The sequence below is a fragment of the Segatella copri genome (assembly GCF_051861805.1).
Taxonomy (GTDB): domain Bacteria; phylum Bacteroidota; class Bacteroidia; order Bacteroidales; family Bacteroidaceae; genus Prevotella; species Prevotella copri_M.
Genome location: NZ_CP146520.1, coordinates 2,222,502 through 2,238,249, shown reverse-complemented (window position 1 = coordinate 2,238,249; position 15,748 = coordinate 2,222,502). Strand labels below are relative to the sequence as shown.

Below are 15,748 nucleotides of genomic sequence, written 5' to 3'. Positions count from 1 at the left end.
TTTAATTGTTATTGTTTAATTATAAATTATACATTATTCATTACAGAACTTTCGCATGTGGTTCGAGAACGGGCAGAAGGCCCAAAAGCTCCTAGCCCAGGGCATCGCCCTGGGTATAATGGCAATCAGCAAGGCGCCCTGAAAGGGCAAAAGCTTTGTATATTGCCCAGTATTTTAAAGCTTTTGCCCTTACAGGGCGACAAGTTTGTGTCCATAATTACCCAGGGCGATGCCCTGGGCTAAGAGCTTCTGCCCTTTCAGGGCGTGTGGAGCTTACATGCGAAACTTGAGTTCATTATAAATTATTCATTCGTTTCATCGTGCAGCGTAGGCAGCGAGATGTGGTACTTCACGGCGAGCAGACGGATGATGCAGACCGTGAGGAATGAGGCGGTGGACGTGATGTAGACGCTCATGCCCAGACTGGTCAATCCCCAATAGCAGAGGCCACCCAGCACGCATGCCATCGCATAAATCTCCTTACGGAAGATGACAGGCTCCTCGTTGAGCAGCACATCGCGGATTACGCCGCCGAAGGAACCCGTGATGCAGCCCATGATGATGGCCACCCAGAACGGGAAACCGCAATCGAGGGTTTTCTGGATTCCGGCGATATTAAACAGTGCCAGACCGAGGGTATCGAAAAGAAACCACGTGTTGTCGAGACGCTTGAGATAATGGTGGCACACGATGACCACCAGTTGCGCAAACAGCGTACACAAAAGGTAGATGGGGCTGAGCATCCAGAAAGGATGCTGGCCAAGCATCACATCGCGGATGGTTCCGCCGCCGATGGCCACAGCCACGCCACACACAAAGCCGCCCAGCCAGTCGTAATGCTTGCTGGCGGCAAGTCGGATGCCCGAAAGGGCAAATGCAAAGGTTCCAATGAACTCGATGATGCGCTGCAGCGTCATGACAAGTTCCGGGTCTTGATGAATAGTCATTTTTTCTCGTAATTTATTATAGTTGACAATTTATAGTTTATAGCAATCCCGCTAGGCTCTACCAACTATAAACTATAAACTTTTAACTCTTAAACCTCTCTCCCCAGCATGTTACCATCCAGTTGTACAGGCGCTCCTCGGAAGGAGAATGCTGCGGATGCCAGAAGCGGGCGTCTTTCAGTTCATCGGGTAGATACTGCTGCTCGGTGAAATGGCCGGGATAATCGTGCGGATATTTATAGCCATCGTGATAGCCAAGGTCCTTCATCAGTTTGGTTGGCGCATTGCGGATATGCAGCGGCACAGGCAGATTGCCGGTCTGCTTTACGGTGGCGATGGCATCGTTGATGCCCAGGTAGGCACTGTTGCTCTTGGGACTGGTGGCGAGATACACCACCGCCTCGGCAAGGGCGATTCTCGCCTCGGGCCATCCTATCTTCATCACCGTATCGAAGGCGGCATTCGCCAGGAGCAGGGCATTCGGATTCGCCAGTCCCACATCCTCGCTCGCACTGATCACCACTCTGCGGGCAATGAACTGCGGGTCTTCGCCTCCTTCTATCATGCGCGCCATCCAATAGAGTGCCGCATCGGGGTCGCTGCCACGGATGCTCTTGATGAAGGCGGAGATGATATCATAGTGCATATCGCCCTGCTTGTCGTAGGCAAGGGGATTCTGCTGAAGCTGTTCTTCTACCATCTTGTCGGTGATAACCACCTCATCAGATTCTGCCGATTCCACCACCAGTTCCAGGATATTGAGGAGTTTCCGGGCATCGCCTCCGCTGAAGCGGAGCATCGCTGCGGTTTCCTTGAGATTGATTTTCTTCTGGCTGAGTTCCACATCCTGGGTGATGGCACGCTGCAGGAGTCCCTCCAGGTCTTCCTTTTCCAGGGGTTTGAGCACGTAGAGCTGGCATCGGGAGAGCAGCGGACGGATTACCTCGAACGACGGGTTCTCGGTGGTGGCGCCAATCAGGGTGACAATGCCTTTCTCCACGGCGCCCAGCAGGGAGTCCTGCTGACTCTTGGAGAAGCGGTGTATTTCGTCTATAAACAAGATAGGTGAAGCAGCGTTGAAGAATCTTCCACTCTTGGCACGCTCAATCACCTCGCGCACATCCTTCACGCCGCTGGTTACGGCAGAGAGGGTATAGAAAGGCACCTTCAGGGTTTGCGCCACAATCTGCGCCAGGGTAGTCTTGCCCACGCCCGGAGGTCCCCAGAGGATAAAAGAGGAAATGCGGCCTGCGTCGATCATCCTGCGCAGCACGGCACCCTCCCCCACCAGATGCTTCTGACCCACATAGTCGGCAAGCGACCGGGGTCTCATTCTTTCTGCTAACGGTTCACTCATTCTATAATTCTTTTTACTTCGGTATTTTTAGCTGCAAAGATAATGAAAAAAAATGAAACGTGCACAAGAAATCGGGATAAAAGAAAAAAAAACGTGGAAATAGAAAAAAAACGGGCTGAAAATTTGGATATATAAAAAGAAGTATTTAATTTTGCATTCAAAACATTTATAACAATGAAACAAGAAAAGACTATCACCCTCAAAACATTGTCAAAAAGCAGTGTTTGGGATATCCAGGAGAATGATGTTTTCCGCCTTTGGGAAGCTGCCGAGAAAGACAACGACCTGAAGGACAATCAGCGTAGATACCTCGACATCATTCGCAGTGCATTCGAAGTTGAGCAAGTGAAAGTGGACCGCACTGAAGTGCTCGACAAGTTGATTGAACGCGGTTTCAAGATCGGCACTCTCCGCATCGACGACAAGAACGAGAAGTTTGCCATCAAGAAGCGCCCTATCATGCGTGTCACCGACCTCACCTACGAGAACATCGGTCACATCACCGCATCCAAGCTCATCGAAGTATTGGAGCGTAACTTCGGCGGTGGCTGGGACAGTCTTTCACAGAGTATCAAGGATATCATCGAGAGCGGTTTCGACATCAGTACCACTACCCTTCCTAAGGATCGCCTGAAGAAGCCGGGTGGCCTCTACGAGAAGAAGCTGGCTGACGACTACGAGGTGCTCGTGGTGCCTAAGGGAACCTGGGTGGAGGCTATCTTTGCCAAGGAGAAGCCAAAGCAGGAGAAGATTCGCATGAGATTCATGGATGAGGACGAGTTGGACCGCAACGACGACCTGCTCGACCCAGACGAGGATGACGATGAGGATGCACCAGAGATTGAGGATCACTACAACGATCCTGATGAGGACGATGATGCATTCGATGACGACAAGCTGACCGAGGAAAGCTACCGCACCACCTTCGAGGACCCTGAAAACCTGGGACTCGACGATGCTGAGGACGTGGCTGACGAAGACTACTAAGCCGCGGGAAGCTGGAGTTACTGGAATTTACACATTATTATATATAATAAAGAAAGAAATGGAAGCATTATTAGGACTGATCGCATTGATCGTGGTAGCACTCGTAGGTTGGGCTATCGCAGAATTTAAGTACAAGGCTTTCACCTTCACCCGCTCAGAAAAGGACATCGAAGAGGAGGCGGAGTTGGAAGAGCAGCATCGTGCCGACGGATTCAAGGAGATGAACATCCGTGACATCATGCGCAAGAACTCTACAAATGGCTACAACGCTGTAGGCTAAACGCCGGCGTTTTTCTAGCTATAGGAGAAATTGATATGATGACTACTCAGTATATCATCATTCTTACGATACTGGCGGCATGCATCGTGTATGCCGCCATTCGTATTTATCGGGCGTGGAAGAAGGTGAGCCAGTGCCACGACCGGAATTACAAGTGTGCGGGCTGTGCTTTCTATGAGCAGTGCAAGAAGAAGAAAAAATGATTAGAATTGATTGTTTCTAAAGATTTTTTCATTATTTTCGAAAAAAGATGGCGAAAGATTTGGTGGTTTCAAAAAAAAGTAGTACCTTTGCACTCGCTTATCAGAAATGATAGCAAATAACTCTACAAGGTGTCTTAACCGAGCGGTTAGGTAACGGTCTGCAAAACCGTGTAGAGCGGTTCGACTCCGCTAGACACCTCGGTCTATAAATCCTCCTTATTTAGGAGTTATATTAGAATTTTGCCTTGGTGTCTTAACCGAGCGGTTAGGTAACGGTCTGCAAAACCGTGTAGAGCGGTTCGACTCCGCTAGACACCTCAAGAAAGAGATCCTTGTGAAAGGGTCTCTTTTTTGCTTTTATATCCCCTCTCTTCTTTCCATCACTATACTAAACTTTCGCAAGTACTTCCCCACACGCCCTGAAAGGGCAGAAGCTCCTAGCCCAGGGCAGCGCCCTGGGTAATAATGGATGCAAGCCTGTCGCCCTGTAAGGGCAAAAGCTTTATTTTTTTGGGGGAATAATTGTCAATTTGCACTAAAAAGTAAATGAACATGACAGGAATTATTAAAAATTTAATTTTTTCCAAAATTAGTTATCATTTTATTTTTTTATTCCAACAAAATTTCGTACCTTTGCAAACGTTATCCTGAATACAATCTTTTTACCTTAAAGAAAACTAATACCTATTGAGATGGAGCAGTTGTCTGAGAAGATAGCTGCTCTAATTTTTTATTCCCACTATCCTACCACTTGATAACATAAACCTCTACCATCCTATACAATAAAATCCCACCCATCAGCGTTATTCTAATATGAAACAAGAAATAGCTAACATCATACAGCTTCCGAAGATATTCGACCCGCGCGGCAACCTGACCGTTGCCGAGGAGCAGAAGAATATCCCATTCCATATCAAGCATGTGGAATGGCGCTATGGCATGCCTGCCGGAACTTCCTTAGAACAGGATATCCACCATCCAAAACTGGTGTTCATCGCTCTATCAGGATCCTTCACGATAGAAATCAAGGATGGGGAATCTACTGGTTCTTTCTTCCTCAATCATCCCTACCAGGGACTTTATCTGGCAGAAAATGTAGAATTCAAGGTCAGGAATTGTTCTAGTGGGGCGGTTATCCTGCAACTTTCATAATTTAAAGAACTCAAGTTTCGCATGTAAGCCCCACACGCCCTGAAAGGGCAGAAGCTCCTAGCCCAGGGCATCGCCCTGGGTAATTATGGACACAAACTTGTCGCCCTGTAAGGGCAAAAGCTTTAAAATACTGGGCAATATACAAAGCTTTTGCCCTTTCAGGGCGCCTTGCTGATTGCCATTATCCCCAGGGCGATGCCCTGGGCTAGGAGCTTTTGGGCCTTCAGCCCGTTCTTGAACCACATGCGAAAATTCAGTAAAGAACAAAAAAGAAGAGAAATGAAAGAAATCAAATATTTAAGTCTGAAAGACCTGAATGCTCCTTATGAGCAGGACATTCAGCATGCCATTTCCGAGGTGGTGAGCAGCGGTTGGTACCTGCAGGGCAAACGCATTCACGACTTCGAGGAGCATTATGCTGCGTATATCGGAACCCGCCACTGCATCAGTTGCGGCAACGGACTCGATGCCCTGAAACTGATGTTGCAGGGCGAGATGATTCTGGGCAGAATGCAGCCTGGTGACGAGGTGCTGGTAGCTGCCAACACGTATATCGCAACCATCCTCGCCATCACGAGCGTGGGTCTCACTCCCATCCTCATCGAACCAACGACAGATACGCTGCAGATGGATGATTCACTCATAGAGAGCCATATCACCGGGAAGACCCGCGCCCTGCTCACCGTACATCTTTACGGCAAATGCAGTGTTACGCCAAGCATGATAGCTATCTGCAAGAAGCATCATTTACTGCTGTTTGAAGACAATGCGCAGGCGCATGGCTGCATCTATAGTGAATACGGCAAGCGAACGGGTAGTCTGGGCGCTGCTGCCGCCCACAGCTTTTATCCGGGTAAGAATCTGGGTGCATTGGGTGATGCGGGTGCCGTAACCACGGATGACGATGATTTGGCTGAAGTAATCAGGGCATTGGGCAATTACGGAAGTGCCAGGAAATATGTTTTTGATTACCAGGGAAGGAATTCGAGAATGGATGAGATTCAGGCTGCCGTGCTTGATGTAAAACTGGCACATCTGGATGAAACCAATGAAAGAAGACAGGATTTGGCGCAATCATATCTGAAGTATCTGGGAGAAGACAAGAGGACGACAGGAATGCAAAGCCTCAAGATGATTCCATCCAATTTGTATTCTCCAAAAGAAAGCAATGTGGTTCATATTTTCCCGATTCTTTCATCCAGAAGGGATGAGCTGCAGCAATATCTCAAGGAGAATGGCGTCGGCACGATGATTCACTATCCTATTCCGCCTCATCAGCAGAAATGCTATGCGGAATGGAATCATCTGCACCTGCCTATCACAGAGAAGATTCACCAGCAAGAACTCAGTTTGCCATGCAATCAATGCATGACGGAAGAGGATGTGGAGAGAATTGCCGAGCTCATCAGGAAGTTCTAAAGCTATTTCCTTCTTTTATCCCTTAATCTGCGATAGAAATCCTGGAGTTGACCAGGGGCTACACCTTTCTTGATGAGAGCCTCCAGCTCGGTGTAGGCATCCTGTTTCCTGCCAAGGCTTATCAAGAGGTCGATGTGGTTGATGCGGTAATCCTGATTATCCTCATCCAGCGACATCGCCTTGGCATAATCATACTCTGCCAACTCCAGCATGCCCCTCTCCTTCTCTATTCCGCCACGAGCCGCATACGCCATGGCACTGTCAGGATACTGTTCTATCAGATTATTGATGCCATCATACGCCTCCGTATAATGCTTGTCCTTCTCGTTGAGCAATGCCAAGCCCAACTGTGCCTGGAAATTGCCTGGAACCAATACCAGGAGATTCTGATAATCCAAACGGGCGAAATTGTAACGCTTCATCTTCTCATTGACGAAAGCACGATAAAAGAGACCCGCAATATTGGTATTGTTCAGAAACAACACCTTATCCAGATCGTCCTTGGCATACGCCCACTGCTCCAGCTGGATGTTCCACGCCGCCTTCTTCAATCGCAAATCAATGCTGTCGGGATGATACGCCAGCACATTCGTAGCTGCCGCCAAAGAATCACGCAGCGCCTTGTTCTGCGCCTTAGAATCCGACACATGGTTCTGCTGCGCCATCAACGGCATCGACAGCAGAAAACAACTATATAATAGGATACTTTTCTTTTTCATGCTGCAAATTTACAAATACTTCAGCAATCAACCAAAAAAGCAAAGATAAAAGTTGTTTAGGAATTTCAAAATAAAATAAACTTAAGCAAAACCTCCGTATTTTCCACGATTTCACGATACTATATTGAACTTAAGGGAATATATATTTAGCCTTAAGGGAAAATATAATTAGCCTTAAGGATAAATATAATTAGCCTTAAGGGAAAAAATATATAGCCTTAAGGAAAAACAAAATCTTCCTTAAGGCTATTCAATTCAAAATTCTATCTTGTAAGAATACTTCTAAAGATTAATCTAGATTAAGCATTCTTGATCCAGTTAACGATCCATGCGCCAACCTCTGTTGTGCCATACTGTGCACCACCTTCAACCTGAATCTCAGGTGTGCGGACATTGGCATCGAGAGAAGCATCAACTGCCTTGCGGATCAAGGCACCCTCCTCGTTCAAACCGAAGTGCTCGAGCAACATGGCTGCAGAAAGAATCTGAGCCACTGGGTTAGCCAGGTTCTTGCCAGCTGCCTGTGGCCATGAACCGTGAACAGGCTCGAACAATGGGGTGTGCTCACCGAGAGAGCTAGATGGCTGCAAGCCCATAGAGCCGGTGATGCAAGAAGTTTCATCGGTGAGGATATCACCGAAGGTGTTCTCTGTAACGATGACATCGAAGAAGGTAGGCTCAGTCAACACGCGCATAGAAGCGTTGTCGATGAACATATAGTCGGTGTTAACCTCAGGATACTGTGGCTCCATCTCCTTGGCAATCTGACGCCAGAGACGAGAAGATGCCAATACGTTTGCCTTATCTACCACTGTGAGATGCTTGTTGCGCTTCATGGCAAACTCGAAAGCTACCTTCAGGATGCGCTCAATCTCAGGACGGGTGTAGATATCCGTATCGTATGCCTTGTCGTTATCCTGATACTTCTCACCGAAGTACATACCACCAGTCAACTCGCGGATGACAACGAAGTCTGCACCTTTCAAGAGTTCATCCTTCAATGGTGACTTGTGGAGCAGGCAATCGAATGTAGCCACTGGGCGGACATTGGCGAAGAGGCCCAACTTCTTACGCATAGCGAGCAAACCCTGCTCAGGACGAACCTTGGCTGTAGGGTTGTTGTCGAAACGTGGGTCACCAACGGCAGCGAAGAGCACTGCGTCAGCATCCATACAAGTTTTGAAAGTCTCCTCTGGGAATGGATCACCTACCTCGTCGATAGCGTGAGCACCGCAGATTGCCTCGTTGTAAGTAAACTCGTGGTTGAACTTCTCTGCAATGGCCTGCATTACTGCTACGCCCTGCTTCATAATCTCTGGTCCGATACCATCACCGGCGAGAACTGCAATGTTTAATTTCATCTTATTTGATTTTTTATTGTTTATTGTTTGATTGATTAAAGCTTTTGCCCTTACAGGGCGCATTGCTAAATGCTATCTTATACCCAGGGTGTTACCCTGGGCTAGGAGCTTCTGCCCTTTCAGGGCGTGCTACTGAATAGAGACACACTACTCCATATCAAGATTTCGAGGCGATGCTGGCTGTTCATCGCTCTTATCTGCCTCATACATATTAAGCATTTTGAGCGTTGCCTTGATAGCTGCCTCCGTCTGGTCGGCATCCAAGCCGCGGGTGCGCCAGATGCGGTCGCCTTCACGCCAGGTAATGACGGTCTGGACAAGGGCATCGGTACGGCCACCGGGTGGGATGGTTACCTGATAGTTGTCGAGCTTAGGGAAGGTCTTGCCTAACTTCACCTTGTAGATGTTGCGAAGTGCCTTGACGAAGGCATCATACTGACCATCACCAGAGCTACGGTCTTCATACTCCTTACCCTCTATTTCTACCTTCACGCTGGCGATAGGCTTCAAACCATAGGAGGTAGACACCATGTAACTGACCAGTTTTACCTTATCCTCAGGTGTGCTATGCTTCAGCACATCGCTGACAATGTATGGCAGGTCGTCCTGGGTTACCAGTTCCTTGCGGTCGCCGAGTTCGGTGATTCGCCTGGTCACTGCCTTGGTCTGCTCAGGAGTCAACTCCAAGCCCAGCTCGTTAAGGTTCTGTACGATATTCGCCTTGCCGGAGTTCTTGCCCAATGCATACTCACGATGTCTGCCGAAACGCTCAGGCACCAGGTCGTTGCAATAAAGCTTGTCCTTGTTGTCGCCATCGGCATGCACGCCAGCCACCTGGGTGAAGACGTTATCGCCCACCACCGGTGTATTCGGAGCCACGGCGATGCCGCTGTATCCTTCAACCAATCGGGAAATATCGTTCAGGCGGTCTTCCTTGATATTGGTCTTTGCCCCGAACATATCCTTCAGAATCACCTGTACGCTCGCCAATGGCGCATTGCCGCAGCGCTCGCCCAAACCATTCACGGTAACGTGAAGACCCTTGGCACCGCTCAACACGGCAGCCAGCGAATTGCTCACCGCCAAATCGTAGTCGTTATGGGCATGGAAATCGAAGTGGGAATCCGGATAACGGCGAACCATCAGTCGCATGTACTCCACACACTGCAATGGGTTCAGGATACCCAGAGTATCAGGCAGCAGGAAGCGCTTGATTGGCAGTTTCACCAGCTCGTCCATCATCATGAAGAGATAGTCACGGCTGTCGCGCATACCGCTCGACCAGTCCTCCAGATAGAGATTTACGGTGAAATTCTTGCTCAAAGCATAATCGATGGTCTGCTTGATATGAGCGAGATGCTCCTCAGGCGACATCTTGAGCTGCTGGGTGCAGTGCTTATAGCTACCCTTAGCCAAGAGGTTGATGACATGACCACCGCATTCGGCAATCCAATCCACGCTCTTGTTGTTATCCACGAATCCCAATACCTCAACGGAATCCAGTTTACCAATGGTCTTGGCATAACGGCAAATACGAGCGACAGCATCCTTTTCGCCTTCCGACACACGTGCTGAAGCCACTTCAATGCGATCTACATTGATATCGTGCAGCAGCATTCTTGCTATCATCAACTTCTCGTGAGGAAGGAAACTGACACCATTGGTCTGCTCGCCGTCACGCAGCGTGCAGTCCATGATCTCAATCTCCTTGATGCGGGAATTATCTCTCTTTGCGTTAACGTTCATAATTACTTGATTACTTGTTCTTAGCTTCCCAAGCCTCTACCTTGTCGCGGTTCTGAACGAGGAAGTCTACATCGTCCAAACCATTCTCCAGACAGTGCTTCTTGTAGCCATTGATTTCGAAGTGCTCGCTCTTGCCGGTAGCAAGATTGGTCACTGTCTGGTTAGGAAGATCTACCTTCACCTCTGTCTTGTGATCCTTGTCGATGCTCTCGAAGAGCTCCTTCAGGAATTCCTCGCTTACCACTACTGGCAATACGAGGTTGTTCAACTCGTTGTTCTTGTGGATATCAGCGAAGAAAGAGCTGATGACTACACGGAAACCTGCACCTGCGATGGCCCAGGCAGCGTGCTCACGGGAAGAACCGGAACCGAAGTTCTTGCCTGCTACGAGGATGACGCCACTGTAAGAAGGGTCGTTCATCACGAAGTCTGGCTTTGGTGTTCCGTCGGCATTATAGCGCCAGTCGCGGAAGAGGTTGTCGCCCATACCCTCTTTATCGATGGCCTTAAGGAAACGGGCTGGTATGATCTGGTCTGTATCTACATTCTCCAAAGGAAGAGGAATGCAGCTTGATGTAATTACATTGAATTTCTGTTTCATTTCAGTTTTTCGTTTTACGTTGAACACTTAACATTACATAAACTCTCTTGGGTCGGTAATCTTACCAGTGATAGCGGCAGCTGCTGCTACGTATGGGCTGGCAAGGATGGTGCGGGAACCTGGTCCCTGACGACCCTCGAAGTTACGGTTGGATGTACTTACAGAGTACTTGCCTGCAGGAATCTTATCATCGTTCATTGCCAAGCAGGCAGAGCATCCTGGCTGACGGATTTCGAAGCCGGCAGCCTCTACAATCTTATCAATTCCCTCTTCACGTATTTGTTTATCAACCAACCAAGAACCAGGTACAAGCCAAGCAGTTACGCCCTCTGCCTTCTTCTTGCCTTTAACGAGAGATGCGAAGGCACGGAAGTCTTCAATACGACCATTGGTACATGCGCCCAGGAATACATAATCGATAGGATGACCCTCCAGTTTCTCGCCTGGTTGGAAGCCCATGTAGTTGAGACTCTTCTTGAAACCAGCCTGCTCTTCCTCTGGAATCTCATCGAGCGTTGGGATGCTTTCGGTGATGCCGATACCCATACCAGGGTTGGTACCGTAAGTGATACGTGGTTCGATATCCTTGGCATCGAAAGTCAACTCCTTGTCGAAGACAGCATCATCGCCACTCTTCAAGGTCTTCCAGTAAGCCACAGCCTTGTCCCACTCTTCACCCTTAGGTGCATATTCACGACCCTTGATGTACTCGAATGTGGTTTCGTCAGGAGCTACGAATCCACCACGGGCACCCATCTCGATAGAAAGGTTGCAGAGGGTAAGACGACCTTCCATTGACATATCCTTCACTACATCGCCACTGTACTCAACGAAGTAACCGGTAGCACCGGATGTAGTGAGCTGGCTCATGAGATAAAGAGCCACATCCTTGGCAGTAACGCCCTTGCCGAGCTTGCCGTTGACGCTGATGCGCATAGACTTTGGCTTGCTCTGGAGAATACACTGTGAAGCCATCACCATCTCCACCTCAGAAGTACCGATACCGAAGGCAACGGCACCCATGGCACCATGGGTAGAAGTATGAGAGTCGCCGCAGACGATGGTCATACCTGGAAGAGAAAGACCCTTCTCAGGACCTACCACGTGGATGATACCATTGTCCTTGGTGTTCATGGCAAAGTGAGTTACGCCGAAATCAGCGGTGTTCTTTGCCAAGGTATCTACCTGCTTCTTTGAGATAGGATCCTCGATTGGCTTATCCTGATCGTGGGTTGGAGTATTGTGGTCAGGCATACAGAAAATCTGGTCTGGACGGAACATCTTGAGTCCGCGTGCTCGCATACCAGCGAATGCCTGAGGTGATGTTACTTCGTGACAGTAGAGACGGTCGATGTAAAGCTGTGTAGGGCCGTCTTCTACAATCTGGACAACGTGCTTGTCCCAAATCTTGTCGAATAATGTATTCATAATATCCTGTTTATTATATATTTATCTGAATTATACTTTATCTTACCTTGAACTTGTTGATACAGTCGATGTAAGCCTCTACGGAAGCTGTCACGATGTCGGTATCTGCACCAAAGCCATAATATACATGGCCATCGTACTCCACCTGCATGTGAACCTTACCCACATCGTCAGAACCCTTGTCGATGGCCTGGATGGTGAATTCCTTGAGGTTCATCTCCTTGGTGATGACCTTCTTGAGGGCACGGATGGCAGCGTCCACAGGACCATTGCCAGATGATGCAGCCTCGAACTTCTGACCAGCAATGTTCAAGCCTATGCTGGCTACGCTCTTCACGCCCTTGCCGGTGGTAACCTGCAACCAGTCGAGCTGAACACCATGCTTATCGGCAGAATCAGCACCTGCGAGCATGAGTACATCCTCATCGGTAACTTCCTTCTTCTTATCAGCCAACTGGAGGAACTTCTTGTAGATCTTGTCGAGCTTCTCCTCGTCCTCGATGTTCACACCATTGACGTGGAGACGATACTTCAATGCCGCACGACCCGAACGGGCTGTCAATACGATGGCGTTATCATCCAAGCCCACATCCTTAGGGTCGATGATTTCGTAAGTCTGAACGTTCTTCAGCACGCCATCCTGGTGGATACCGGAAGAATGGGCGAAGGCATTGCGGCCCACGATAGCCTTGTTAGGCTGCACAGGCATGTTCATCAGACTGCTCACCATGCGAGACATAGGAACAATCTTGGTGGTATTGATGTTGGTATCAATGTTGAGGTGCTTGTGGCACTTCAAGATCATAGCGATTTCTTCAAGCGAAGTATTACCAGCACGCTCGCCGATACCATTCATGGTTACCTCAACCTGGCGTGCACCATTCAATACACCCTGCAGGGTATTTGCCGTAGCCATACCGAGGTCGTTGTGGCAGTGGGTAGATATGCGTGCATTCTCGATGCCATCCACATGATCCATCAGATACTTGATCTTGGCACCATATTCATCCGGCAGGCAATAGCCAGTGGTATCAGGAATGTTGACCACCGTGGCACCCGCCTTGATGACAGCCTCAACCACGCGAGCCAGATACTCATTGTCTGTACGACCTGCATCCTCAGCGTAGAACTCCACATCCTCTACGTACTTCTTGGCATACTTGACGGCAGCCACGGCACGCTCGATGATTTCCTCGCGGGTAGAGTTGAACTTATATTTGATATGGCTATCGCTGGTACCGATGCCAGTATGGATTCTCTTGTGCTTGGCATACTTCAACGCCTCGGCAGCGCAATCAATATCCTTCTCCACTGCACGAGTCAACGCACAGATGGTAGGCCATGTAACTGCCTTGGAAATCTCCACCACCGAATTGAAGTCGCCCGGGCTTGAAATAGGGAAGCCCGCCTCAATGACATCAACGCCCAACTGCTCCAGCGCCTTAGCCACCTGAATCTTCTCAACCGTGTTCAACTGACATCCTGGAACCTGCTCGCCATCGCGAAGGGTTGTGTCGAAAATAAATAATCTGTCACTCATATCTCTAATCAATATTTTTATTATTCACCTTATTATATATATATAAGAGCCGTGATATATATGTGATATATATAAGAGAAAAAGCCTTTCTCACTCCCAGATACGGAAGTGTAGAAAGGCTTGATATATCCCCAGCATTGAACTATACGCACACCTTATCACTTCCGCCTACATGCTGCAGTCGAAGTCGAATAATCATGATGCCTGTAATATTCAACGCTAATGCTCTCATATCTTTTATATTTTTATGTTATACTTAATTCGCTTGCAAAGGTAATACATTTATCTGATATACGCAAACAATTTATCACTTTTTTAATAGAAAATCTATCAAATTACCATAAAAATGCAAAAAACGACTCATTTTCCAAAGAAATGAGCCGTTTTTATATGAGATTATTCCCTGAATGAGGGGTTTTCGTGTCAGTTTATTCCCTTTTCTGCTAGAAAGGTAACGGTCCGTTAGGTGCAGGTGGCGGAAGAGGAGGCAAGGAACCGTCTGCTGCGGAACCGCTGCCAGAGGGTGCACCGGCAGCACCACCATTCATCTTGGAGCCCATGATTTCTCCACCCTCCTGCACCGGAGTATAGGAATCGGTAGGATCCTGGAATCGGGTGAACTCGCCACGGAAGTTGAGAAGCACATCGCCCGTGGCACCCTTACGGTGCTTGGCAATGATGATCTGCGCCATGCCATGGAGGTCGTTACCCTTTTCATCCTGATAGATGTGATAATACTCCGGACGGTGAACGAAGAGCACCATATCGGCATCCTGCTCGATGGCTCCGGATTCACGGAGGTCGCTCAACTGTGGTCGCTTTCCTTCGAGACCCTCGCGGTTCTCCACGTTACGTGACAACTGCGAGAGGGCGAGCACCGGGATGTTCAACTCCTTGGCAAGACCTTTGAGCGAACGGGAAATGGTGGAAACCTCCTCCTGGCGGCTACCAAATTTCATGCCGTTGGCATTCATCAGCTGCAGGTAGTCGATCATCAGAATCTTCACACCCTTCTCGCGCACCAGTCGGCGAGCCTTGGTTCTCAATTCAAACACCGAGAGTCCAGGGGTATCATCCACATAGATAGGCGCACCCGTGAGGGCACGTATTTTCTTGTCAAGACGCTCCCACTCTGTAGGGTCGAGCTGTCCGTTCAGGATCTTCTTACCCGAAATCTCACAGACATTCGAGATAAGACGGTTGACCAGCTGAACGTTGTTCATCTCAAGAGAGAAGAAGCCGATAGGCACCCCATAGTCTACCGCCACATTCTTGGCGATGCTCAGCGCAAAGGAAGTCTTACCCATGGCAGGACGTCCGGCGATGATAACCAGGTCGGAAGGCTGCCATCCGGAAGTCATCTCATCCATCTGCTGGTATCCGGTAGGAATACCGGTGAGTCCACCCTTGTTCTGAGCGGCACGCTGCAGGATATCCACGGCATCCTTGATGACGGGGTCAATCTGGGTATAATCCTGCTTCATGTTGCCCTGCGAAAGCTGGAAGAGTTCGCCCTCGGCATGCTGCATCAGTTCGTCAACATCCACGCTCTCGTCGTACGCCTGAGTCTCTATATCGCCGGCATAATGAATAAGCTGTCGCTGCAGATACTTCTGCGCCAGGATTCGGGCATGATACTCTACGTGGGCAGCCGAAGCCACTTGAGACGAAATCTCCATCAAGTAAGCCGCCCCTCCCACCTTCTGTATTTCGCCCATCTTGGTGAGCTCATCGATGATGGTCATGATATCCACAGGTCGCTCCTCCATGTTCATGGTCTGGATGGCTTCGTATATTTTCTGGTGTCGCGGATCATAGAAAGTGGCAGGTTTCAGCACTTCTGACACCACCGAAAAGGCATCGGCATCAATAAGGAGCGAACCCAGCACCACCTTCTCCAACTCCACCGCCTGCGGCTGCAGGTGGGCGTAGTTGGTATCTATCTGAGTTTTATTCGTTCTATTATTACTTCTATTACTATTGTTATCTGTCGGCATATCAACCTCGA

The 15,748-nt window shown here is 48.8% G+C and carries 14 protein-coding genes and 2 tRNA genes; 7 read left to right on the top strand and 9 right to left on the bottom strand.

The features are described 5' to 3' along the window. Positions 1 to 302: 302 nt before the first annotated feature. Positions 303 to 947 (bottom strand): trimeric intracellular cation channel family protein, encoded by a 645-nt coding sequence (locus V8Z93_RS08605; protein ID WP_217763569.1) that lies wholly within the window; start codon positions 945 to 947, stop codon positions 303 to 305. 82 nt (positions 948 to 1,029) lie between these two features. Beyond that, entirely contained in the window at positions 1,030 to 2,304 is a 1,275-nt protein-coding gene (locus tag V8Z93_RS08600; RefSeq protein ID WP_203038779.1) for a replication-associated recombination protein A, read from the bottom strand. 174 nt (positions 2,305 to 2,478) lie between these two features. On the opposite strand from V8Z93_RS08600, the gene V8Z93_RS08595 reads away from it, so the two are divergent. The 7 genes from V8Z93_RS08595 to V8Z93_RS08565 all read left to right on the top strand — a co-directional run bounded on the left by V8Z93_RS08595 (position 2,479) and on the right by V8Z93_RS08565 (position 6,345). Then, positions 2,479 to 3,291 carry a hypothetical protein gene (locus V8Z93_RS08595; protein WP_203038778.1) on the top strand — a complete coding sequence of 271 codons (813 nt, stop codon included), beginning with the start codon at positions 2,479 to 2,481 and terminating at the stop codon, positions 3,289 to 3,291. A gap of 58 nt (positions 3,292 to 3,349) precedes the next feature. Next, a complete protein-coding gene (locus tag V8Z93_RS08590; RefSeq protein ID WP_203038777.1) occupies positions 3,350 to 3,571 on the top strand; it encodes a hypothetical protein in 222 nt (73 codons plus the stop codon). Positions 3,572 to 3,606: 35 nt separating this feature from the next. Then, the gene (locus V8Z93_RS08585; protein WP_238405128.1) at positions 3,607 to 3,774 is read left to right on the top strand and encodes a FeoB-associated Cys-rich membrane protein; all 168 of its coding nucleotides are present in this window, start codon (positions 3,607 to 3,609) and stop codon (positions 3,772 to 3,774) included. A 128-nt stretch (positions 3,775 to 3,902) separates the two neighbouring features. Continuing rightward, a tRNA-Cys gene (locus V8Z93_RS08580) sits at positions 3,903 to 3,973 on the top strand. A 48-nt stretch (positions 3,974 to 4,021) separates the two neighbouring features. Then, positions 4,022 to 4,092 (top strand) — tRNA-Cys (locus V8Z93_RS08575). A gap of 495 nt (positions 4,093 to 4,587) precedes the next feature. Further along, complete coding sequence (locus V8Z93_RS08570; protein WP_217763566.1) at positions 4,588 to 4,926, top strand: WxcM-like domain-containing protein; 339 nt, start codon at positions 4,588 to 4,590, stop codon at positions 4,924 to 4,926. 279 nt (positions 4,927 to 5,205) lie between these two features. Next, a complete protein-coding gene (locus V8Z93_RS08565) occupies positions 5,206 to 6,345 on the top strand; it encodes a DegT/DnrJ/EryC1/StrS family aminotransferase (protein ID WP_439431266.1) in 1,140 nt (379 codons plus the stop codon). Positions 6,346 to 6,347: 2 nt separating this feature from the next. Here V8Z93_RS08565 and V8Z93_RS08560 read toward each other — a convergent pair whose 3' ends face one another. The 7 genes from V8Z93_RS08560 to dnaB all read right to left on the bottom strand — a co-directional run bounded on the left by V8Z93_RS08560 (position 6,348) and on the right by dnaB (position 15,737). Further along, complete coding sequence (locus V8Z93_RS08560) at positions 6,348 to 7,019, bottom strand: hypothetical protein (RefSeq protein WP_439432842.1); 672 nt, start codon at positions 7,017 to 7,019, stop codon at positions 6,348 to 6,350. Between the two features lie 344 nt (positions 7,020 to 7,363). Continuing rightward, complete coding sequence (leuB, locus tag V8Z93_RS08555) at positions 7,364 to 8,425, bottom strand: 3-isopropylmalate dehydrogenase (RefSeq protein WP_006846817.1); 1,062 nt, start codon at positions 8,423 to 8,425, stop codon at positions 7,364 to 7,366. Between the two features lie 147 nt (positions 8,426 to 8,572). After that, positions 8,573 to 10,171 carry an alpha-isopropylmalate synthase regulatory domain-containing protein gene (locus V8Z93_RS08550; protein WP_439431265.1) on the bottom strand — a complete coding sequence of 533 codons (1,599 nt, stop codon included), beginning with the start codon at positions 10,169 to 10,171 and terminating at the stop codon, positions 8,573 to 8,575. Positions 10,172 to 10,181: 10 nt separating this feature from the next. Continuing rightward, positions 10,182 to 10,772, bottom strand: coding sequence for a 3-isopropylmalate dehydratase small subunit (leuD, locus tag V8Z93_RS08545; RefSeq protein WP_006846819.1), 591 nt, complete (start codon positions 10,770 to 10,772; stop codon positions 10,182 to 10,184). A gap of 33 nt (positions 10,773 to 10,805) precedes the next feature. Continuing rightward, positions 10,806 to 12,200, bottom strand: a complete 1,395-nt coding sequence (leuC, locus tag V8Z93_RS08540) for a 3-isopropylmalate dehydratase large subunit (protein WP_439431264.1) — start codon at positions 12,198 to 12,200, stop codon at positions 10,806 to 10,808. A 37-nt stretch (positions 12,201 to 12,237) separates the two neighbouring features. Beyond that, positions 12,238 to 13,740 carry a 2-isopropylmalate synthase gene (locus V8Z93_RS08535; RefSeq protein WP_439431263.1) on the bottom strand — a complete coding sequence of 501 codons (1,503 nt, stop codon included), beginning with the start codon at positions 13,738 to 13,740 and terminating at the stop codon, positions 12,238 to 12,240. A gap of 443 nt (positions 13,741 to 14,183) precedes the next feature. Continuing rightward, the gene (dnaB, locus tag V8Z93_RS08530) at positions 14,184 to 15,737 is read right to left on the bottom strand and encodes a replicative DNA helicase (RefSeq protein WP_439431262.1); all 1,554 of its coding nucleotides are present in this window, start codon (positions 15,735 to 15,737) and stop codon (positions 14,184 to 14,186) included. Positions 15,738 to 15,748 lie beyond the last annotated feature (11 nt).